Source organism: Polaribacter haliotis (assembly GCF_014784055.1).
GTDB classification, from domain to species: Bacteria; Bacteroidota; Bacteroidia; order Flavobacteriales; family Flavobacteriaceae; genus Polaribacter; species Polaribacter haliotis.
This window is the reverse complement of record NZ_CP061813.1, coordinates 3,318,501-3,341,926: the sequence shown is the minus strand read 5'-3', so window position 1 is coordinate 3,341,926 and position 23,426 is coordinate 3,318,501. Positions and strand designations below refer to the sequence as shown.

Annotated in this window: 13 protein-coding genes and 1 pseudogene; all 14 read right to left on the bottom strand. The window is 31.6% G+C overall.

The window, feature by feature from the left end:
• Positions 1-53 precede the first annotated feature (53 nt).
• Complete coding sequence (locus H9I45_RS14265; protein ID WP_088354456.1) at positions 54-1,811, bottom strand: DUF4091 domain-containing protein; 1,758 nt, start codon at positions 1,809-1,811, stop codon at positions 54-56.
• A 64-nt stretch (positions 1,812-1,875) separates the two neighbouring features.
• A complete protein-coding gene (locus H9I45_RS14260; RefSeq protein ID WP_254712598.1) occupies positions 1,876-3,012 on the bottom strand; it encodes a beta-N-acetylhexosaminidase in 1,137 nt (378 codons plus the stop codon).
• Positions 3,013-3,111: 99 nt separating this feature from the next.
• Positions 3,112-3,476: pseudogene (locus H9I45_RS16355) on the bottom strand (glycoside hydrolase family 20 zincin-like fold domain-containing protein); the annotation flags it as partial.
• A 683-nt stretch (positions 3,477-4,159) separates the two neighbouring features.
• Positions 4,160-5,587 carry a glycoside hydrolase family 125 protein gene (locus H9I45_RS14255; RefSeq protein WP_088354458.1) on the bottom strand — a complete coding sequence of 476 codons (1,428 nt, stop codon included), beginning with the start codon at positions 5,585-5,587 and terminating at the stop codon, positions 4,160-4,162.
• A gap of 30 nt (positions 5,588-5,617) precedes the next feature.
• Positions 5,618-7,822, bottom strand: a complete 2,205-nt coding sequence (locus tag H9I45_RS14250) for a GH92 family glycosyl hydrolase (protein ID WP_254712597.1) — start codon at positions 7,820-7,822, stop codon at positions 5,618-5,620.
• A gap of 92 nt (positions 7,823-7,914) precedes the next feature.
• On the bottom strand, positions 7,915-9,417 hold the full coding sequence (locus H9I45_RS14245) for an alpha-L-fucosidase (RefSeq protein ID WP_088354460.1): 1,503 nt from the start codon (positions 9,415-9,417) through the stop codon (positions 7,915-7,917).
• Positions 9,418-9,442: 25 nt separating this feature from the next.
• On the bottom strand, positions 9,443-11,767 hold the full coding sequence (locus H9I45_RS14240) for a GH92 family glycosyl hydrolase (RefSeq protein WP_217896862.1): 2,325 nt from the start codon (positions 11,765-11,767) through the stop codon (positions 9,443-9,445).
• A 12-nt stretch (positions 11,768-11,779) separates the two neighbouring features.
• Positions 11,780-13,105 carry an alpha-L-fucosidase gene (locus H9I45_RS14235; protein ID WP_088354462.1) on the bottom strand — a complete coding sequence of 442 codons (1,326 nt, stop codon included), beginning with the start codon at positions 13,103-13,105 and terminating at the stop codon, positions 11,780-11,782.
• A 9-nt stretch (positions 13,106-13,114) separates the two neighbouring features.
• Positions 13,115-15,202: a c-type cytochrome domain-containing protein gene (locus H9I45_RS14230; protein WP_191141232.1), complete on the bottom strand. Its 2,088-nt coding sequence runs from the start codon at positions 15,200-15,202 to the stop codon at positions 13,115-13,117.
• A gap of 40 nt (positions 15,203-15,242) precedes the next feature.
• Positions 15,243-16,043 (bottom strand): chitobiase/beta-hexosaminidase C-terminal domain-containing protein, encoded by an 801-nt coding sequence (locus H9I45_RS14225; protein ID WP_176397573.1) that lies wholly within the window; start codon positions 16,041-16,043, stop codon positions 15,243-15,245.
• Positions 16,040-17,083: an NHL repeat-containing protein gene (locus H9I45_RS14220; RefSeq protein WP_088354465.1), complete on the bottom strand. Its 1,044-nt coding sequence runs from the start codon at positions 17,081-17,083 to the stop codon at positions 16,040-16,042. Before H9I45_RS14220 ends, H9I45_RS14225 begins: the two co-directional genes overlap by 4 nt.
• Before the next feature lie 3 nt (positions 17,084-17,086).
• Entirely contained in the window at positions 17,087-18,544 is a 1,458-nt protein-coding gene (locus H9I45_RS14215) for a DUF1501 domain-containing protein (protein ID WP_088354466.1), read from the bottom strand.
• Positions 18,545-18,548: 4 nt separating this feature from the next.
• Positions 18,549-20,870 (bottom strand): PSD1 and planctomycete cytochrome C domain-containing protein, encoded by a 2,322-nt coding sequence (locus H9I45_RS14210; RefSeq protein ID WP_088354467.1) that lies wholly within the window; start codon positions 20,868-20,870, stop codon positions 18,549-18,551.
• 229 nt (positions 20,871-21,099) lie between these two features.
• Positions 21,100-23,421, bottom strand: coding sequence for a glycoside hydrolase family 20 protein (locus H9I45_RS14205; protein WP_088354468.1), 2,322 nt, complete (start codon positions 23,419-23,421; stop codon positions 21,100-21,102).
• Positions 23,422-23,426 lie beyond the last annotated feature (5 nt).

Genomic DNA, 23,426 nt, shown 5'->3' with positions numbered 1-23,426 from the left:
TAAAATCTATATATTAATTATACTGGAATCTTTCAAATTTAAAAAAACAGATGTTACTTTTTCGCCAAATTATTTAGTTTTTGCTTAGCAGCAATAATTAAACCTTCCAAATTATTCGGTTTTTCTGTTATATTGAATTGGCTAACTATGTTATTTAATGCATTTAGTTTTACAACCATTTTTTTTGTTGCAAATTCGTTTCTAAGAATTCTTATTTTTTCTGCATCCTGAATGCCTTCTCTTAATGTTTCAAAACGTATAGAACTTCGATTGTTTGGATATACTAAATATGTATCTCCAGCTGGCCAAGCTCTAAAACGTGAGTCTTGTAAAGGATTTTCTACCCAACTGTTATAGGCCCAACGTAGGAATCCATCGAAATTTGCTGCTATTGTATACCAACCTATAAATACACCTTCTGCTGGAGGAGAAAATGTAAATACATTTGGAAAACCATCTGAACAGCAAACATAATGTGTACTTATATAACCTTTTTGTTTTCTAAGTGCTAAATCTTCTTCGTCTACAGTAGCACCAAATGCAACCGATAAATCTTTTAACTGCGTTGGATATAATTTATAACTTTTATGGTTATCTGCAAATGATGCGCCTAATTCTGGTGCGTACTTGTCTAATAACTTAAACATTGCCTTCATTTCTTCAGGACCACGTTCATCCATAGCTATTCGCGTTTTAGATTTCCATCCTTTTATTTCTAAATGCTTTATAAAATCCTTTAAAAATGGAACCCATAAAGTTTCGTAATTTTTGGTTCCTGGTGGTGCTACAATTTTCACTTCTTCATTTTTAGTTTCATCAAAATAATAAAACTCATTACCCCATGGTACCATAGAAAAACAGCTTATTTGATTTTCAACTCCTAAATCCATCATAAATTGCACCCAATTATCAAAAACAGTATAATCGTATTGCCAAGTTCCATTAGATTTCTTTTTCCATTCAATCATCGATTCAAATTGATCGAATGTTTGTGCTCCCCAAGGTCTTTTATTTAAAGATACCGTAATTACTTTTTGACCAGCATTTGCCAGCTTCTTCATTAAAGGTTTTAATAATTTCCAATGGGCTTCCGACCAAAGTTCTACCTTATGTATACGCGCAACAGCAAAAGGGTTCTGCCATAAATCTAAATGAAACTTCCACTCGGTTGGTGGTGGTAATGTTTTAGACATTATGTTTAAAGTTAAATTAAAGTCTTGAGATTCCTGTCCTTCAATATTTAAAGAAATGATACTATTATAAGTTCCTGGATTTGCATCAGCTGGAACATCAATTGTTACCCAAAGTGGTCTTGTTTCTTTTGCTTTAATAGCATAAGAACTCACAGTATCCAAAGCGTCTGCAGCTAATGAAGCCGCAAAATTTTCTGGCTTCCTATATCCACAACCACCAGCAAACTCATCTGTAATAACATATTTTACAAAACGCAATTTTGCAATACTCGATGGTAGCTTATCGTCTTTATCGGAAATAAAGTCTGAAACATTTGCTTTAACATTGGTAATGGAATCTTTGCTCCAAAGTACTAATTGTACAGAAATTCGCTCGCCTTTCCATGCTTCTCCTCTCCAAGATGTTTTTTTTATATTTTTTGGAATTTTACTTTTTACAAAACGATTAAAGGTAGAAGTTACTGATGCTTGTAAACCTTTAGAAATTGTGGACCAATTTGTTAAGCTATCTGGAGATGGATCTATTGGTTCTTCATAAGTAGTAGAAACTACTATTTCTTGTTGTTGAGTGCAATTAGTTAAACATAATAAAACTAATGATAATAAAAAGTATTTCATAAACTAAGGTAATTTTTTGAGTGCTAAAATCCAGGAATCTAGGTTGTTTTTAATTAGACCTCTCTTAATCTATGTCTTTAGCATAATTAATATTTTTCTCATCCCAATATTGCTTAATTTTTTTTAACCTTTGTTTAAAATCTGTAAAATTTTTATTTTCCAAATTGGTCCAACCCACTTCTGCATAAGCAGCTATTCTTGGAAATGTTTGATACTCGACATCGCTATTTTTAGGAGTCCATTCACTCCACATTTGGCAACCTAAACCATAAACATTTTCGTGATATTTTATATTTAAACCTTTTGGAATCGGATTAAAATTATAAGCCTTTTCCAAATTAATACTTTTATAACTATAATCTAAATAGGTGTTACTATGTAAAGAATTAACAATACCATAACCTTTTTCCGCTGCTTTTGTTGCTAAATCTATATCGCCTTTCCAAAAATGAACAATAACGTTTTTGGCTAATTCTGTTTCAGCATCTTTATCGTTTTGTTTTTCTTCAAAACCTTTATGAATGTTGGCTCCCATTATTTCGTTCCACCCCATCATTCTTTTTCCTTTTTGTTTTATAAATTTTGATATATCGTTAGTAAATGAAATTTGTAAATCGGCTGGGGTTTTAAGTCCGTTCTTTTTCATATACTTTTGTACGTGAGGTGATTCTTCCCAAACTTTATAACCTACCTCATCTCCACCAATATGAATAACGTCTGATGGAAATAATGCAAACATTTCACTTAAAACATCTTTTATAAACTGAACAACTTTCGGTTTTGTTACATCATAATTATCAAAATGTCGCCCAAATTTAACAGGAACTTCAATAGCCTTACCTGCAGTTCCTAACCAAGTATAAGCAGCAATTGCCGCACTTGAATGTCCTGGCATTTCAAATTCTGGAACAATGGTAATGTGTCTTTCTGTAGCAAAAGATACAATGTTTTTAATTTGCTCTTGTGTATAAAAACCACTATGTGATTCTCCAGATGTTTTATTGCTTCCCCAAGATCCAATTTCTGTATCTTTTCTTTTAGATCCTATCTCAGTTAATTTTGGGTATTTTTTAATTTCTATACGCCAACCAGCATCATCTGTTAAATGCCAATGAAAAACATTCATTTTAAGACGTGCCATCTCATCTAGTATCATTTTTACAAATTCTTCTCCATGAAAATATCTCGATTCATCTAACATATAAGCACGCCAGTTAAATCTTGGAGTATCTTCAATCGATACTATTGGTAATTTTAATTGTCTTTTTTCATTGTTAACTAAAGGGATTATTTGTAGAAGAGATTGTACTCCATAAAAAACACCAGTGCTAGATCCGCCCTTAATTTGTATTCCTTTTTTGTAATATCTAACGTGTACGCTTCTTTACCAAGTGAATCGTCAAGAGTAAAAACAATAGCTCCCTTTTTTGATGCTTCTTTTTTTATTTTTAAATTGAGTTTACTTACTTTACTTATATAGGTTTGAAACATCTTTGCAACACCAGTGGATGAAACATCGGAATGAATATATGTTTTTTTATTGATCTTGAAGAATCCACTACCTACTTGTATATTATTGGGTTTTGGGACTATTTCTATTTCTATTTGAGCGTAATTTGAAATTGAAAAGAAAAATGCTATTATTAAGATTATTTTTTTATTCATTTTATTTCAAGTATTTGTTCTAAAAATACATGTTTTATATAATTAAATCCCAATAAATTAAATTGTTTTAATAAATTTTTTACAGTGTCATTAAAATTAGATTAAATTTAAAAAAGTTTTGGAAATTAAACTTCTAAATTTTCTACCTCCACAAAATAAAAAACCTCTTAATTTTCTACAATTAAAAGGTTTTCTATAAAATTAATTTATTAATGGAATTTCTATTCGTTTTCCTTTCTTTACAATAAACTCATTAAACAAATAAGGAACGCTTAAAAATTTCGTTTTACAATGATAACATTTGTAAAATTTCGCTTTTGGAACAATTTTTAATAATAAGTTTCTTGAGATTCTTTTTCGATAATTCGAACTACATGTAGGGCATTTTGACATTGGTTAGGGGCGTTATTTATTTCAGTAAAAAATTTAGAACTATTCCAAAAATTCTTACTAAAATATAGGGGTTAATTCTCAAATATAGAAAAAAATTTGATAAAAAAAAGTATTTTTATTATTAAATTACAATTAAAACATATATTTAATTAACATATGTTTAAATAAACAGCACTTTAAATACATTTTTCATTATTTTTTAAACACATTTTCAGTTGCTTAGCTCTCTTTCAAATTTATTTTTAAAATTATAAAAATCTATATATTTTTTTCCTTTTAAAACATTATTTCTAATAATTAACAGCCAACAAACTCCTATTCTCGTTATAAATTTTTAAAATGAGTTCCCCAAACAAAGTATTTGCCCAGGCAAACCAATCTCTAGAATAATTATCTGGATTATCTTTATCGAAACCTTCATGCATAAATCCTTTTCCTGCATGTGTTGCTTTTAACATTTTAAGGCATTTTTTTATTTCGGCATCGTCTGTACTCGTCATTGCTCTTAAAATAATACCCATTGGCCAGATTTTATTTTTGCCTGTATGTGGGCTCGCTTGTCCTTCTGCCAAAGCGCCTTTTAAGAAATACGGATTATTATCACTCAATAAAAACTGTCTTGTTCTTTTGTAAATAGCATCCGTATTTTTATGCGCTCCTAAATAAGCCAAAGACATTAATGATGGCACATTTGCATCGTCCATAAATAATTTATTTCCAAAACCATCTACTTCATATGCGTATATTTCCCCAAAAACTAAATGTTCTGTAACTGCATATTTTTGAATAGCCGAATCTACTTCATCTGCCAAATTTTTACATTCATTTGCAAACTTTTCATCCTTAAAAACATTGCTATAAATACTATGTAATTGTCTTAAAGACAAAACTGCAAAAATATTGGAAGGTATTAAATAAGGATACATTGTAGAATCGTCTGATGGACGAAACATAGAACAGATTAATCCGTTTGGTTTTGCTGGTCTTCCAGTTCCATCGAAAGGTGGAGAATCTATTACAGAAGTCGTTTCTCTACTAAATACATATTCCGATTCGTTATTTTTTCGTTGTTCGGTTTTAAATGTTTTTACAATCAATTTTATTGCTTTATCCCAGTCAGAATCAAAAATACTTACATCTTTTGTAATTTGATAATATTCATTCGCCAAACGTACCACGTAACATAAAGAATCTATTTCCCATTTACGTTCGTGAATTCCTGGAAGCATTTGTGTAACGTCAGATTCCCAATGAGAAATTCTGGTTTTATCTTTGAAAAAAGCATTTGCATAAGAATCTAACAACACACATTTTACTTGTCTATTTATTAAACCTTTAATTAGCTCTTTTAACTTTTTATCTTTGTTGATTAATGGCATATAGGGCCAAACTTGTGCTGTAGAATCTCGCAACCACATGGCATCTATATCTCCTGTGATTACAAATGTATCTGGCTTGCCATCTATAAATTCAAAATCTATGGTTGTATCTAACGTATTTGGAAAACAGTTCTCGAAAAGCCAAGCCAATTCTTTGTCTTTTATCACAGATTTTACTTCTGTAATTACTCTTTCTACTTCTTTACTTACAAATTTTCTGTTTGCTAATTTTGGGCGTAGACTTATAAATTCTTTTTGAATGGTGAAGATGTTTTGAGGCAACAAAGTTGTACCTGCTAATAACAAAGAAGTATTGGATATAAAATTTCTACGCTTCATCTTTTATGGCTTTTTAAATTGAAAAACATATTATTTTAATATAATTTTTAAAGTATTTCCTTTCACTAATTTATCATGAGAAATAAAGTAACTTCTATGTCTTCTTCCATTCATATAAATACTTTTTATATGCTTCTTATTATTTTCATTTTCTGAAGCATTGGAAGTAATTACCAACGTATTATTCTTGTAATAACGGCTATCTAAATGAATGGTTACTTTATCGAAAACAGGACTCGTAATCGCATACAATGGTTCTGCTGGCGAACTTGGGTAAATACCCATCATACTATAAATTAACCAAGCAGACATCGTTCCTGTATCGTCATTTCCAGGCAAACCAGCTGGTTTGTTCGTAAAATATTCTTTAATTAATGATGAAACTCGGTCTTGTGTTTTCCATTCGTATCCTTTGACATAATTATATAAATACGGATAAATGATATCTGGCTCATTCGCCATATCATATTGTTTATTATCGAAAACTTTATCTAATTGATTTACAAATGGTTTTTTACCTCCCATAAGTTTCATTAATGCTTTTACATCGTGTGAAACCATAAAAGTATATTGCCAAGAATTCCCTTCAATAAATCCTAAATTCTTTTCAAAATTTGCTCCAGTATTTGGGTTGAATGGCGCAAACCAAGAACCGTCATGATTTTTAGGTCTTAATAAATTAAACTCCCTATCAAATAAATCTCTGTAAGATGTAGAACGTTTTGTAAACTCCTTATAATCTTCTGTTTTACCTAATTCTTTGGCTAACTGCGCAATTGCAAAATCAGTAATATTATATTCTTGGGTTGTTGAAACCGAACCACTTTTAGTCGTTGTTGTCGTTAAATATCCTTTTTCTAAATAATCTTTAATTCCTGGACGAAGAGGATTATTTTCTAATTGAATCGCACTTTTTCGCATGGCTTCGTATGCTTTTTCAATATCGAAATCTTTAATTCCGCGTAAATAAGTGTCCGCTAAAATAATTCCTGCTGGATCTCCAACCATAGTTGTGGTTTCTGTGGCGTTTAATTCCCATTTTGGCAACCAACCACTTTCGTCATAAATATTTAGCATGCTTTTTACCATATCCGACTGTTGTTTCGGATAAATTAAAGACATTAAAGAATGTAAACTTCTATAGGTATCCCAAAGAGAAAACACCGTAAATCGTGTGCCTTGGGTGGTTTTTGTTTCCCTTTTTGCCATACTTGGGTATTCTCCATTGTAATCGTTTAAAGTATTTGGGTGAATTAAAGTATGATACAAAGCTGTGTAAAAAATAGTTTTATCGTCTTTGGTTCCTCCTTCTACTTCAATTTTTGATAACAATTTGTTCCATTGAGAATTTGTGTTTTTATTAATTTCATCGAAAGACAAATTCTGAGTTTCCTTTTCTAAGTTTTCTCTGGCATTTTCAATACTAATGTAAGACACACCAATTTTAACCTCTACAGTTGTCGGTTTTTTGAAATTATAGGTGAAATAACTTCCAATACTGTCTCCAAGAACTTCTCTTCTGTAGTTTTTATACAAACGTGTTTTTCCATTATAGCCCATCCACTGGCCTTCCAAACCATTGTATTTTTTTGGTTTTTTCCAAACTCCAGTTTCATCTGCAGGTTTGCTAAACTTCGCTACAAAATAAACTGGATATGCTTCTTCTGGTTTATAATAACAAAAAGAACCTACATTTCGAATGCCTTCAACTTCTGTATCTGAAACAATTTTTAGCATTCCTCCTTCTTCATTAGTTAAACCCACACCCAAATTGATTAATATATTCGATTGGCCTGCTGGAAAATGATATTTAGAAATCCCAGTTCTTGTAGAAGCTGTTGTTTCAACTTTTACATTGTATTTATCAATTGTATTGCTGTAATAACCTGCTTTAGAAACTTCGTTTGAATATGTTGATCCATATTTTAAATAATCTGTTTCCAGTTTTCCTGTGGTTGGCATCGTTAAAATAATGCCTAAATCTGGACAACCAACACCACTTAAATTCACATGAGAAAATCCTGTTAAAAAAGTATTCTCGTGAACATAAGGGTTCGAAAGCCATCTGCTATCTTTTTCATGTGGTAAATTTGGAGCACCAGCAACATTAAAAGGAGACACACTAACCATGCCTCTTGGTGCAATGGCTCCAGGATTTGTTGCGCCATAATTGGAAGTTCCAATAAACGGGTTGACGTAATCTACTGGTTGCTGAGCGTAACTTTTATTCACCATAAAAACTACTGCTATTAAGATAAAATAGCAGTAGTTTACTTGATTTTTAAGATGATTTTCTTTTGGAAAACAGAATTTTTTCATTTTTTAATCTATCGATTTATTTCTTCAATTTTAAATGTCCAAGCATATTTTGATGTTGGATTTTTTCTCAAAGACCTTGGAATCATAATTTTGAATCCTTCGTTTTGTTTTACCCATTTCAATCTTTTATTAGAACCTAACATGCTAATTTTAGTTCCTTTTTTAGGATTGATAGATTTAACTATAATTTCTGATGGCATTTTATCTTCTCCTTCTTCCGCTAAATAAAACAAAAACACATTTTCTTTTTTGTTTTGAGTCATGCAAATATTGTTCTCTTTGAAAGGCTCAATTGGTTTTGTTTCGTAAATTGCAGCACTGTTTACATCCATCCAATCTCCAAATTCTTGCAATAAATCGTATGCTCCTTGTTGCCATTCTCCTTCTGGACTTGGTGCCACATTCAATAATAAATTACCACCTTTTGCAACAACATCTACAAGTGTGTGAATTCCTTTTCTACCACTCATATATTTTGCATCTGGTGTATAAGACCATCCACCACCAGAAATAATACAAGATTCCCAAGGGTAAGGCAATGTTTTTTCTGGAATTCTGTTTTCTGGTGTTAAATAATTTTGATTTTTCCCATGAACAGCTCTATCTACAACAATTAAACCTGGTTGCTTTTTTCTAGCTTTTGCCACCAATTCGTCCATTTTAATATCCTGGTCTACAACACGATGTTTAATAAATCCGTTTCCAGATTTATTTTCTAGAAACTTAGCATCATACGCATTTTTAATTTCATCTTTTGGCACTTTAGCAACCCAACCACCATCTAACCATAAAATATCTACTTTTCCATAATCAGTCATCAACTCTAAAATTTGATTGTGTGTAAAGTCAACAAATTTTTGCCATTTTTCTGGATATACAGCAGGATTATAGTTTACGTTTCTATCATGAGGAGGAAAATAAGGATCCCAATAACTGTCGGTATTCCAATCTGGTTTAGAGAAATACGCACCAATCCACATATCTTCGTTTCTAAAAGCACTAAAAACTTCTTTTGCAATGTTTGCTTTTGGATTTGTACTAAAAGCACATTCTGGATCCGTTACTTTATAATCTGTATATTTCGAATCGAACATCGAAAATCCATCATGATGTTTTGTAGTAAAAACCATGTATTTCATTCCTGCATATTTTGCCGCTTTTGCCCATTTTTCTGGATCAAACTTTACTGGATTGAAGGTTTTTTTCAAGCCTTCATATTCTTTTTTATATTCGAAATAATTTTTAGGATTTTCTCCTTTCTTTCTCTCACACCAACCATAATCTTCAGGGCAAAGAGACCAAGACTCTACAATTCCCCATTGGCTATATGTACCCCAATGCATTAATAAACCGAACTTTTTATCTTGCCATTGATCTAATTTTTCTAAAACAACTGGGTCTGTTTCTGGAACATATCGCTCATCTTCATAAATAGCCTGAGCCATTAAACCATTTTGCATTAAAACGAGTGCTATAATTAATTTTAGAGCTCTTTGTTTACTTTTTTTCATCTGTTCTTGATTTATTTTTTATTACCTAGTTGCTTTTATTACTATATGAATAAGGAACATCATCATTATTAATTCCTCGTTTCTTATTTGGTGTGGGATTCATATCAAACTCTATTTTTCCTCCATTCTGGATATCTTTAAAATTGAGGTAATTATGATTCCAATTTGCCCCATTTAATAACATCGATTCTATGTAAACATTTTCTTTCGAATTATTAGATGCTGAAATCTCAAATTCATTTCCATTTTCTAATTTTAGAGTTGCTTTCTTAAACAATGGACTTCCTATAACATATTCGTTAACACCTGGAGTTACTGGGTAAAATCCTAAAGAACTAAAGACATACCAAGCAGATGTTTGTCCATTATCTTCGTCTCCACAATAACCATCTGGAGTTGCACTGTATAATTTGGTTAAAACATCACGCACTTTTTCTTGAGCTTTGTATGGAGCATTTGCATAATTATACAAATAAATCATATGCTGTATTGGTTGATTTCCATGTGCATAATTCCCCATATTTGCAATTTGCATTTCACGGATTTCATGGATTGTAAAACCGTAATAAGAAGCATCAAAATCTGGTGGCATTGTAAAAACCTCATCTAATTTGGCTTCAAAATTTTCTTTTCCGCCCATTAAACTTATCAAACCTTGTATGTCATGAAAAACCGACCACGTATAATGCAAACTATTTCCTTCTGTAAATGCATCTCCCCATTTTAAAGGATTGAATGGTGTTTGAAAAGTTCCGTCTTCATTTTTACCACGCATTAAATTGGTAGAATTGTCGAAAAGATTTTTATAATTATTTGATTGGTTATAATATTTATTAGCAACAGTTTCTTTGCCCATTTTTTCTGCCATTTCAGCAATTGTAAAATCGGCAAAAGCGTATTCTAAAGTTCTGGCAGCATTTTCATTAATTCCAACATTATAAGGTACATAACCCAATTTATTGTAATAATCTACACCAGCTCTACCGACTGAATTTACAGGTCTTCCCTCATTAACAGTTGCATTTTTAAGAACAGCTTCAAACAGTACATCAACATCTTTTTCTTTCATATTTCCTTTCAAAAAGGCATCTGCAATAATTGTTGCAGAATTGGAACCAACCATACAATCTCTATGTCCTGGACTTGCCCATTCTGGCAACCAACCTGATTCTTTGTAGGTATTTGCCAAACCTTCCATAATGTTGCTATTCAATTCTGGATACATTAAATTGAAAAATGGAAAAACCGCTCTAAACGTATCCCAAAATCCATTATCTGTAAACATATAACCTGGTAAAACTTTTCCATTATATGGACTATAATGCACTATATTGTTATCTAAATCATATTCATAAAACTTTCTTGGAAATAGTAAAACACGATATAAACAAGAATAAAATGTTCTTATATTATCTATATTATCATCTTCAATTTTAATTCTGCCTAATTCTTTTTCCCAAGCTGTTCTTGCTTTTTCTTTGGTATTTTCAAATGAATCGTTGCCAATTTCTCTTTTTAAATTTAAAGCTGCTTGCTCGTGACTTATAAATGATGAAGCCACTTTTACATGTACTTCTTCTCCTTTCTTCGTTTTAAAACCAATAATTGCTCCAACATGTTTTCCTTCACTATCTGTTGAATTTTCCATTAAAACCCAATCGTCTTTCCAAGTATGGTTTACTTCGAAATCTTTATCAAATTCAGCCACAAAATAATTGTAAAAATTATCTGGTACACCTCCACTATTATTTCTACAATACCCAATTATTTTTCTTTCTTTTGGAAGAATTTTAACCATAGATCCTTTATAAAAAGCATCTAACATGATGTATGAAGAATCTGCTTCTGGAAACGTGAACTTAAAATGAGCAGCTCTTTCTGTTGGTGAAACTTCGGCAGTTACATCATAATCTGCTAAATAAACTTTATAATGGTTTGGTTTTACAGTTTCCGCTTTATGTGAAAAATAGGAAGCTCTTTCTTCTTCTTTATATTTTAATTTACCAGTAATTGCCATTAAGGAAAACGCGGCATAATCGTTAATCCAAGGACTTGGTTGATGCGTTTGTTTGATTCCTCTAATGGTTTTATCATCATATTTATAAGCCCAACCATCGCCCATTTTTGCAGTTTGTGGCGTCCAAAAATTCATTGCCCAAGGAGTTGCAATCGCAGGATATGTATTTCCATTTGATAAACTGAAATCGGAATCTGTTCCCATTAAAGGATTTACCAAATCCACTAAATTAGTAGTTTGAATCGCATTAAAAGCGACTTTATTTTCCTTTTGTATTTGACTGCAGGACACCAATATAATTACAATAAAAAATATATAGAATTTGTTATACATCATAAATTTAATTTAGTTGCTTTCAATAACTTGACCTTTTTCTCTATATAAATCTACTTTTCCATCTAATAAAACTGCAATTACTGTTACATCTTTATCTTGTACATGCTCAGGTAAATCGATATATAACAATCCTGGAACATGGCTCCAATATTGCTTTCCAACAACTTTTGTTTTTAATTTAGTTCCATTTCCAACAACCCAAGCTCTACTTACTTTATTTTTTAAACCCTTAATTAATAAAGGACCATTTGGTTTATTATCAACATATAAATATAACATTGTACTGTCTTTAGATAAGGCTGTATAACCATTAAAATGCCCAAAAGGAATTCCTGCTCTCGTTCCGTAAATGGCAGATTCGTGTTTTTTAGTCCATCTTCCTAAATCTTTTAAAATAGCTACTTGTTCTTCTGGAATGGTTCCATCTGGTTTTGGCCCAATATCTAACAATAAATTTCCACCCATACTTATACAATCTACCAAAATACGAATCAACTGATTTGAAGTTTTATAATTTGTATCATTGGGTTGAAACCCCCAAGAATTATTCATTGTTAAACATAATTCCCAATAAGGATTGTCTGGTTTTGTAATTGGCACTCCTTGCTCTGGCGTTGCATAATCTCCATAACCTTGCAATCGAGAATTGATAATTGTTGTTGGTGTTTTATCCAATAATAGCTCACGAATTTCTTTGGCTTTCCATTTTTCTGCAGATTGTTCCCAATCGCCATCAAACCAATATAAATCTGGATTATAGTTTGTTAATTCTTCTATTTGTCCGAAGTTAAACTTCGTAAAAGTTTTCCATTTTTTTGCGTCTTCTAAATAACGTTTTTCTTTTCTTGTGAAATTCGGATAATCTGGATTAGACCAATCTAATAAAGAATAATAAATACCTAATTTTAAATTTTCTTTACGCACTGCGTTTACAAATGGCGTAAGCACATCTTTTTTTGCTGGAGTTTTATCTACAACATTTAAGTCACTATATTTTGAATCCCATAATGCAACTCCATCATGATGTTTTGCTGTAATTACAGTATATTTTGCACCACTTTCTTTAATTAATTTCGCCCATAATTCTGGATCGTATTTTTTTGCAGTAAAACCATCTAACTGTTTCATATAATCTTCATACGAAAGATAATTATTATGAAAAGACCAAGATTCGTCGATTCCGTTAACGCTATAAATTCCCCAATGAATAAAAATACCCAACTTGGCATCTTTAAACCATTCCAAACGTTTTTCTTTACTTAATTCCTTTTTTTGAGCAATACTTAAACTGCTTACGAAACAACAAACAAATAGTACTATTATACTTTTTTTCATGCTAATAAATTAATGTATTAAAATTTCATCTACAAAAAGCCATGCATCTTTACCAGCACCTTCATGCCATTTTGGAAGCGCTTTGTAGTTTTCTACAACGACTCTTATAAATTGTGTTTTTGTTTTTGGGATGTCAACTGTGTAGGATTTTATAATTGTACCCTCTCCATGTTTCCCTTTTCTGTTGATTTTTAATTCTCTTATTTTTTTGAACCCAGTATTTTTATTTGTTGAAGAATAAACAGTTACTTTTTTAGGGAAAAATATCCAATTGACTGTATTTTCTAAGCAATTTACAGAAATTTTATCGATCTCCTTTATGGTTTCCATATCAATAGTAACATCGATATTATCTCCTGTAAAACCTGCCCAACTTCCATCTTTAAAAGAATCGCCTCCTTGTTTTAAATCGAATAATTTCGAGCCTCCTGGATATCTGGCATCTGGCTGATTTACTAAATTATAATTTTCAACTTCGTATTTTATCTTAAAAAATCCTTTTTCAACGATATTACTTGGCAACCACCCATTTTTGAATCCTCTTAATTTTAAATGTGCAGAGTTTTTCAAAAAAATTATATCCTTATATTTTAAAGAAGTGGAATCTGGTTCAGAACCATCAATCGTATAATACGTTTTTACGTTTTTAATTTTTGAAACTAATTTAACTGTAAGTGAATCCACAAAAAGGTTTTCATCAGTAAGAAAAGTTGGAGATTCTAATTTGGTAATTTCCACAAATCCGTCTGCGACACCTGCATGTAAATTTGTTTTATATTCGGATTCTAATTTAGCGATAAAGTCTTTTTCCACCTCAGTTTCCCAAATATAAATATCTTCTGGAACTACGTGTTTTAGAAAAGCATCTAATCCTTTATTTGTGATTCCTGTGTTGTATAAATTCAATACTTTAAGTCTTTTAGAATTGTGGAAATTCGCCAAGGATTTGTCTGTAATTTTTGTATTGTTTAAAGATAACTTCTGAAGATTTTTAAACTCCTTTAAATCTGAAATCATATTATCCGTTAAAGCAGTATTACTTAAATCTAACTCAATAATTTGCTCGTTAAGATTATTTAATGTTTTTAAACCATCGTCTGTGATTTCTCCTTTTTGAAACTTCACACTAAGCTCTGGCTGATTTGGAACTAATTTTAAAACTGAAAAACCAGCTTCTTTTGCTTCATTAATAGCACTTATAGAAGCTTCTTCAATTTTAATTTCTTCAAAAACAAGATACTTTGCAAGCATTTTATTTAAAGTATCATTTTTAGGTAGGTTGGCAACTTTTTCATTAAAATGCGCCTGATTATTTATCCAATATTCTACGAGCCTCACTTCTTCTTTTGTTAATTGAGGCTTCCCTTCTGGAGGCATGTGTTTTTTATCTGAAATTGGTAAAAACAAACTCGTATAAATTAAACTATTACTCGCATTTCCTTTTTCGATAACAGCGCCGTTTTCGCCTCCTTTTAAAATATTTTCTGAAGAATTTAAAGCCAATTCACCTTTTCTTTTTGTGGGATTATGACATTGAATACATTTTCCATCTAATATTTTATGAACAACATCTTTATAAATATCTAAACTATCTATGTTTTTAATAACTTTCGCTTTCTGTGGAACTTTTGCATATTGAGTCAAAAAATCGCTTCCGTGCGTTAATACACTTCCATAATGTCCTGCAAAACTTATTACTATAAATGTGATAATAAATGCAGGAAAAAACAATCTTGACGCTTTTTTATGTTCAACTTTACTGAATAGAAAAAGACCAATTATTAAAATTGCTGAAACAACTCCTAACCATAAATGAGTGTCTAAAGTATCTTTATCATAACCACCTTCAAAAGATAAAAAATAGCCCAAATAGCAAGCTAAAACTGCAAAAAAGGCCGAAAACCCAAGTGCATATTGTACTGTTTGTTTTGGATAATTATTGTTTATTCTTCCAACAATATCAATAAATAACGTTAATATTAATGCGCCAATTGGCAAGTGTAAAATTAATGGATGGAATCTTCCTAAAAACAAAACCAACCTTGAAGACTCACTAATACTAACGATAACAACCGTTAGTATTAATGTGAAAACCAAAATATTTTTTGTACTTAAAAACCTCATCTAATAAATGCTATTATTTTAAAATCCATTCATCCATAAAAAGCCATCCTTTTGTGCCTTTTCCTTCATGCCAATCTGGAATGGAAGCTGTGTTTCTCACTCCAACTCGTAAAAATTTAACGTCCTCATTTATTTCAACATCTACATATTCAATAGAAACTGACGATACTTTTTCCAAAGGCTGAATTTCAATCGTTTTACTTTTAAAATGAATACCATCTTTTGAGGTTTCAACTTGAATACTTTCAGGTGGAAAAATCCAAGATCCAGGATCTTTTAAATACCCAATATTTAAGGATTTTACAAACGTTACATTTTTTAAAGTCAAGCTCGCTTTTGCAATGGTATCAAATCCTAACCATTGTTCGTCTTTAAAATCGATACTTGCTTTTTGGTTATTGTTTAAGGTTGATAAACCAACACCTTTATAAGTTTGACTTGGTTTTGTAGCCCACTCGATTTTTTCAATTGGAAGTCCTCTTTTATAAAATACTTTTTCTACAATTTCACTTGGTTTCCAATCTGCATGATAGGCTTTAAATTTATAAACGCCCGGTTTAAAAACTTTTATGGGCTGGGTATATGCTGTAGATTTTTCAGTTGGATCTTCACCATTTTCTGTGTAATAAATTTTAGTGCCTTCTAATTTTAAATTTGCAGAAAGGATTGCTACAGAATCTATTAATTGATTGGTTGCTATTAATCTTGGTTGCGTAATACGAACCTGATTTTCTTGTAAAAAGGAAATTTCAGTATTCTTTTTACAATTTAAAAGTAGTAACGCTAAAACAGAAAATATTGCTCTTAGCCTCATACTCTTGTTAGTTTTATTGGATAGGTTTGTCCTGAATTCCATTGTGCTACATAGATATTTTCATCATCATCTATACACACATCATGTGGATATTGAAACAATCGTATCGTTTGATATAATTCTTCTAAATTGCTGTTGTTATAAGTTGGTGCTGTTGCTCCAGGACAAGAAACTACTTTATTATTTTCGTCCATAATCAATAAAAAACCAGAATCGCTATTGGGTGCTTTTTTCGATTTTAAAACTGCAAAATAAATATCGTTTTTATGAATTACTGGTCTGCAAATTAATGCACCTGGAACTTCTATGGACGATAAATATTTACCATCTAAACTAAACCTTTTTAGCACATTCATTTCTCTTGCAGAAATTAAAAGTGAAGGATTGTTTTTATCTCTATTATCGTAACAAATTCCGTGTGCATTTAAAAATTGAGAATCGCCTGTTCCTTTTCCTCCAAAGATATTTTGCAATTCTCCTTTGTGATTATAATGTGTTATATATTGGTTTCCATAACCATCTGCCACATAAAAATCGCCATTTTCTAAAACCGTAGTTTCAGTTGGTTTAAATTCTTCTTTGCTGTTGTACTTCCCTGTATCTGCTGGATAATCGACCTCAAAAACGACTTTGCCATCCATCGTTGTTTTTATGATTTGATGTCTTTCATAATCTGTAATCAACAAAAAATCTTCTCCATTTTCTTTACACAACGTTAAACCATGACCTCCTGGATATTGTGTGCCCCAAGTTTCAATTAGTTTACCTGATTTATCGTAAATAATAATATTGTTTTTCGTGTGATTGGTTAATAAAACAATGCGTCCTTTAGAATCTTGTACAATTTCATGACAATCTTTTACAGGTGTTTTTAGAGGATCTAAATTCCCCCAATTCATGTTCACTTTATATTGATGAGAATTGTGCCCAATAATTACATCTTTTTCATTATTAAAATGAAAAGCATTGCGATACATAGGCGCTAATAAAATGCCTAATGAAGCACAAGAAGATTGTTTTAAAAATGCTCTACGACTCATAAATTAGGTTAAAATATCGTTAATAACGTGTCCAGAAACATCTGTTAATCTAAAACGTCTTCCTTGGTGTTTGTGTGTAAATTTTGTGTGATCTATTCCCATTTGATTCATAATTGTAGCTTGTAAATCGTGCACGTGCATTGGATCTTTTACAATATTATAACCAAATTCATCGGTTTCTCCATACGTAAATCCTGGTTTTACACCTCCACCAGCCATAAACATGGTAAAGCATTTTGGATGATGATCTCTTCCATAATTGGTATCTGTAAGCGTACCTTGACTGTAATTTGTTCGTCCGAATTCGCCACCCCAAACTACAAGTGTATCTTCTAACAAACCTCTTTGTTTTAAATCTAAAATTAAAGCTGCAGTTGCCTGATCTATATCTTTGGCTTGCTTTTCTATTTGTGAAGGTAAATCGAAATGTTGATCCCATCCCATGTGATACAATTGCACAAAACGAACGTCTTTTTCTACCAGACGTCTTGCCAACAAACAATTTGCAGCATACGTTCCTGGTGTTTTAGAATCTGCTCCATACATTTTAATGATATGTTCTGGCTCATCATCTACATTCATAGTTGATGGAACAGAGGTTTGCATGCGATATGCCATTTCATATTGCGCGATTCTACTATTTATTTCTGGATCGCCAAACTCTTGTTCTTGTTTGTGGTTCAATTCACTTATATAATCTAACATTTTTCTACGTTCACCACGTGTCATGCCTTCTGGATCTTTCAAATACAAAACTGGGTCTTTCCCTGATCTAAATTGTACTCCTTGATGCAACGAACTTAAAAATCCATTTCCCCATAAACGTGAGTATAAAGGTTGAGAAAAAGGACGACCTGTTCCTCTGGATAATAAAACTGTAAATGCTGGTAAATTTTCATTTAAACTTCCCAATCCGTAACTCATCCACGAGCCCATACTTGGTCTTCCTGCTTGTTGCGAACCTGTTTGAAAAAATGTTATTGCTGGATCGTGATTGATCGCTTCTGTATGCATCGATTTGATAAAACAAAGTTCATCTACAATTTTTGCAGTGTATGGCATTAAATCGCTAACCCAAGCACGAGATTCTCCATATTGTTTGAATTTAAAATTACTTCCCACCAAAGGAAAACTATCTTGCCCAGAAGTCATTCCTGTTAAACGTTGTCCATTTCTAACGGAATCTGGCAAATCTTGACCTCTCATTTTATTAAGCAATGGCTTATAATCGAAAAGATCTAACTGAGATGGTCCACCACTTTGAAAAAGATAAATAACACGTTTTGCTTTTGGTGCAAAATGAGGCAAGTTTAAACCTAAAGAATCTAATTGCTCTTTTCCTGAAAAAGTTCCAAAAGGATTTAATAAGGAAGCTGTTGCTAAACCACCAATTCCAAAACCAAGCTTTTTTAAAAAATGCCTTCTGTTATTATTGATAAAATGTTTGTTTAGTTCTTCCATAATATTATCCTTTAACTATTGCTTCATCAAGATTAAATAATAAACTTGTTAATATTGTAAACGCATAATGTTCTTTATTTGTTGAATCTACCTCAGCATTTGTAGCCTTATTTGTGGTTTCAAATGCTTCTTTTGAGGACTCTAAATATTCTAATAAACTATCAACCTCATCCTCTTTAGGTGTTCGAGATGTTATCGTTCTAAAAATATATTTTATTTTATCTGTATCGTTCCAATCTTTATTTTTCAATATTTTTTCTGATAAATGTTTCGATGCTTCCATCAATTGAGGATCATTTAACATTACCAAAGCTTGTAATGGCGTGCTTGTTTTTTGACGTTTTACAGAGCATAAATCTCTTGAAGCAGCATCGAAAGTTATCATAGATGGTGGTGGAACTGTGCGTTTCCAAAAAGTATATAAACTTCTTCTGTATTGGCCTTCTCCAGAATCCATAATGTATTTTGTAAGCCCTTGGCCTGAAGTTGTTTCTGCCCACAATCCTTTTGGTTGATATGGTTTTACACTTGGTCCACCAATTTTCTCCACTAATAAACCACTTACAGTTAAAGCGTTATCTCTAATCATTTCTGCAGTTAATTTACTTCGAGAACTTCGTGCTAACAATAAATTATTTGGATCTAATTCTAATAATTCTGGAGTTACTTTAGAACTTTGTTGGTAAGTGCTGGACATCACTATCATTTTAATCATTTTTTTAGTATCCCAACCTTCTTCTCTAAAAGTAACTGCTAACCAATCTAATAATTCTGGATGTGTTGGCAAAGCACCTTGGTTTCCAAAATCGTCTACTGTAGAAACAATTCCTGTTCCGAATATTTGTTGCCAAATTCTATTGATAGCAACTCTGGCTGTTAAAGGGTTATTATCATTAAAAAGCCATTCTGTTAATCCTAATCTGTTTTTTGGAAAAGCATCTGTAAATGGTAAAACTGCTTCTGGAGTTCCTGCATTTACTTCTACTGTAGGTGCATCGTATTCACCTCTTTTTAAAATGAATGTTTTACGCTTTGGAGCATCATCTTTCATTACCATAAGATTCAATTCTGGTATAGAATCTGGTTTGTTTATAAATGCTAAGGTTTCTTCAATTTCTTTGTTGGTAATTTTAATGTTTGGTTCAGGAATTTCATCATACTCTATTCTTCCTTTTTCGTTTACTTTATTGAAAAAACTATAAAATCCATAAAATTCTTTTTGAGAAATAGGATCGTATTTATGATCGTGACATCTTGCACATTCCATCGTTAAACCCATCAAAGCTGTAGAAGTTGTGTTGGTTCTGTCCATTACATATTCTACTCTATATTCTTCGTCAATTACACCACCTTCTTGCGTAATTTTGTGATTTCTATTAAAACCAGTCGCTACAATTTGCTCCATTGTTGCGTTTGGTAATAAATCGCCTGCAATTTGCCATTTTATAAATTTATCATAGGGCAAATTTTTATTGTATGCATTGATTACCCAATCTCTCCAAGGCCACATTACACGTTCTAAATCGTCTTGATATCCATGTGTATCTGCATATCTGGCAACATCCAACCAACTGGAAGTCATGCGTTCTCCATATGCTTTTGAGGCTAATAATTTGTCAACTACTTTTTCGAATGCATTTTCAGCAGTATCATTTATAAAATTATCTAAATCTTTCATACTTGGAGGTAATCCTGTAAGATCGAAATATACTTTTCTGATGAGTTTTTCTTTAGTTGCTTTTTCTGAAGGTTGTAATCCTTTTTCTTCTATTTTTTTAAGAATGAAGAAATCTATCTTATTATTTGCCCAATCTGAATTCGCTACTTTTGGAATTTCTGCTTTTACAGGTGGCGTGAATGCCCAGTGATCTTTCCAAACAGCACCTTGTTCAATCCATTTAGAAAGTACTGCTTTTTCGTAATCTGTTAAGGTAAGATTAGAGCGAATTGGAGGCATTATTTGTTGCGGGTCTTTAGTATTAATTTTGAATACCAATCTACTTGCTTCTGTATTTCCAGGAACAATTGCATGCTTATCTAGATTTGCTCCAATTGCAGCATAAGCTCCTTCTTTTGTATCTAATCTTAAACCCGCTTCACGAGTTCCTTCATCTGGCCCATGACACAAATAACAACGATCTGAAAGAATGGGTTTTACATGAAAAATATAATCGATTGTTTCCGGAAGCTTAAGGTCTTTATTCACTGAATTTGAGGCATGAGTTGTATTATTAGCTTGACTATTTATAGATAAATATTCGCCATCATTTTTACTTAGCTTGTACTTAATTAATAATACCAAAATAAACGGTATTATAAAGTACATCGCTAAATTTAATGATTTTAAGCCTTTTGACCTTGACATTATTACAGGTTATTAATTAACATGTTAAACTCGTTATATTAATTTTAGGTTAAATTCACGCTTTGTAAAATTGATACGAATTCGCTAATTTTTCAAATTCTTTACGAGTTTAGACTTCAACATATATAAACCTATTTAAATAATCGAATAAATTCGACAAATAACAAACCTACACAGTTAGATAACTAAATTATTCTACAACAATCTCATCTACAAATAACCAAGCTCCACCTCCATTTGGTGTTTTTTTAACGCTCTTTGCAATCACTTTTACAAATGTCGCTTTCTGACTTTTAAAGTTAACAATAAAATCTTTAAGTTCTATATTTGGGTTTACTTTTAACGCTCTGTTAATTACACCTGCTCTTTTAAAATTTTTCCCATCATTGGAAAGCAAAACTTCTACTTTTGTTGGATAGTAAATACCTGGCCCCTGATTATCTGTAGAACCAACGCTTACTTTACTAATTTCTGTTGGTATTTCTAAATCGATAACAACTTCCATATCATTACCAATCCAAGCTTGCCATTGACCATCATGAAAATTTTTAGACCCTCTAATAATATTTGTCATATTATTAGCACCAGCACCTTTATAACTGTTGCTGTATTTTGATAAATAAGTTACTTTTTTACCAACTGCTTTATGATAATTAAAGGTTTTTTCAAATACTCTACCTATTGGTTTATCATCTTTAAAAACAGAAGTTTTTATGGTAGTAGTTTCTTTTAATTCTATCGGTTCTTTATAAGGAATAGCCTCGTTATCTAATGATGCGTTATTTAACACGTAACGAATATCTGAATCTGAAAACTCATTTTTAAGTGATACAGAAATCACGTTTGTAGTATCATTCACTTGAGTTTCAGTAGAAATGGTATATGCACTTTTAGCATAATTAATTCCTTGAAAATCGTATCGCTTAAACATTTCTTTTAAACGTGGTGTAAATTCGTTCCAGCTTCTATCTTTCTTAGGACTCCAAAGCACTTCAGACAATGCTGTTAATCTTGGAAAAATCATATATTCCGATTGCGAAGTTGTTGGAATATGCTCTGCCCATACATTGGCTTGCCCTCCTAAAACATGTTTCGCTTGTTCTTCTGTCATCGTTTCTACAACAGGATCAAATTTATAAACCTTACTAATTGGAGTAAAACCGCCCCAAGCCAAAGGTTCTGTATCCATAGGTCCTTGATAATGATCGAAATAACAATGCGTTCCTGGACTCATAACAACATCATGTCCTTGTTCAGATGCTTCTAAACCACCTTTTACACCTCTCCAACTCATAACTGTTGCTCCTGGTGCTAAACCTCCTTCTAGAATTTCGTCCCAACCAATTAATACACGTCCTTTAGAACTTATAAAACGTTCCATACGTTTTATAAAATAACTTTGTAACTCCTCTACATCATGCAAACCTTCGGTTTTCATTCTTTTTTGACAATCTTTACAAGTTTTCCAGTTGGTTTTCGTTGCTTCGTCTCCACCAACATGAATATATTTTGATGGAAATAAATCCATAACTTCCGTTAAAACATCTTGTAAAAATTCAAAAGTTGAATCTTTTCCTGCGCAATAAATATCTGTAATTGGCCACAATCCACCAGAAGGAACAGTTACTGGTTTTTCTAAACAAGAAAACTCTGGATACGCTGCAATTGCACTGGTAACGTGTGCAGGCATTTCTATCTCTGGCACCACATTAATACCTCTTCGTTTCGCATATGCAACAATTTCTTTAATATCTTCTTGTGTGTAAAATCCGCCATACGTAGCTTTTTCGCCTAATTTCGGTGTATATCTACCATCCCAAGGTTTGTTTTCTTGGTCTACTCTCCAAGCACCAACTTCTGTTAATTTGGGATACTTTTTAATTTCTATACGCCATCCTTGGTCGTCTACCAAATGTAAATGGAGTGTGTTCATTTTTAAATATGCCAAACGATCTATTGTTTTTAAAACGTATTCTTTTTCGAAAAAATGTCTGGAAACATCTAACATTAATCCACGCCATTTAAAACGAGGAGCATCTGTAATTGTAATATTTGGAATTTCCCAAGTGATATTATCAACAGTTGTATCGCTTTCAATTTCTGCTGGTAATAATTGACGAATTGTTTCAACCCCATATAAAAAACCTGAAAAATTACTCGCTTCAATTTTAATTACATCATTATTTACATTTAGTTTATAGGCTTCTTTTTCTAAATTGTTATTTAATATAAATTGAATATAATTAGAAGAAGGCGCTTCTTTTACGGCTTCTAAATCCCAATTTGCAACGGTTTTAAACTTGCTTGCTAAAATTTCTGAAGCTTGTATTTGCTCATCATTATTAATAACAAATTTTGTGTTTTTATCGAACTCAAAACTTCCTTTTTCTAAATTTAATTCTGCTGGTTTAGGAATTAACTGAATATCTTCCATTGTAAAAACCCTGTCTTTTTTACAAGAAAATATTGTAATTACTAAAATTAAAACAATGTATTTATAGGTAAACTTCATTTGTA

Coding starts and splice junctions, on each gene's coding strand:
- H9I45_RS14265 (WP_088354456.1), bottom strand. CDS start 1,811: ATGAAATACTTTTTATTATCATTAGTTTTATTATGTTTAACTAATTGC.
- H9I45_RS14260 (WP_254712598.1), bottom strand. CDS start 3,012: ATGTTAGATGAATCGAGATATTTTCATGGAGAAGAATTTGTAAAAATG.
- H9I45_RS14255 (WP_088354458.1), bottom strand. CDS start 5,587: ATGAAGCGTAGAAATTTTATATCCAATACTTCTTTGTTATTAGCAGGT.
- H9I45_RS14250 (WP_254712597.1), bottom strand. CDS start 7,822: ATGGTGAATAAAAGTTACGCTCAGCAACCAGTAGATTACGTCAACCCG.
- H9I45_RS14245 (WP_088354460.1), bottom strand. CDS start 9,417: ATGAAAAAAAGTAAACAAAGAGCTCTAAAATTAATTATAGCACTCGTT.
- H9I45_RS14240 (WP_217896862.1), bottom strand. CDS start 11,767: ATGTATAACAAATTCTATATATTTTTTATTGTAATTATATTGGTGTCC.
- H9I45_RS14235 (WP_088354462.1), bottom strand. CDS start 13,105: ATGAAAAAAAGTATAATAGTACTATTTGTTTGTTGTTTCGTAAGCAGT.
- H9I45_RS14225 (WP_176397573.1), bottom strand. CDS start 16,043: ATGAGGCTAAGAGCAATATTTTCTGTTTTAGCGTTACTACTTTTAAAT.
- H9I45_RS14220 (WP_088354465.1), bottom strand. CDS start 17,083: ATGAGTCGTAGAGCATTTTTAAAACAATCTTCTTGTGCTTCATTAGGC.
- H9I45_RS14215 (WP_088354466.1), bottom strand. CDS start 18,544: ATGGAAGAACTAAACAAACATTTTATCAATAATAACAGAAGGCATTTT.
- H9I45_RS14210 (WP_088354467.1), bottom strand. CDS start 20,870: ATGTACTTTATAATACCGTTTATTTTGGTATTATTAATTAAGTACAAG.
- H9I45_RS14205 (WP_088354468.1), bottom strand. CDS start 23,421: ATGAAGTTTACCTATAAATACATTGTTTTAATTTTAGTAATTACAATA.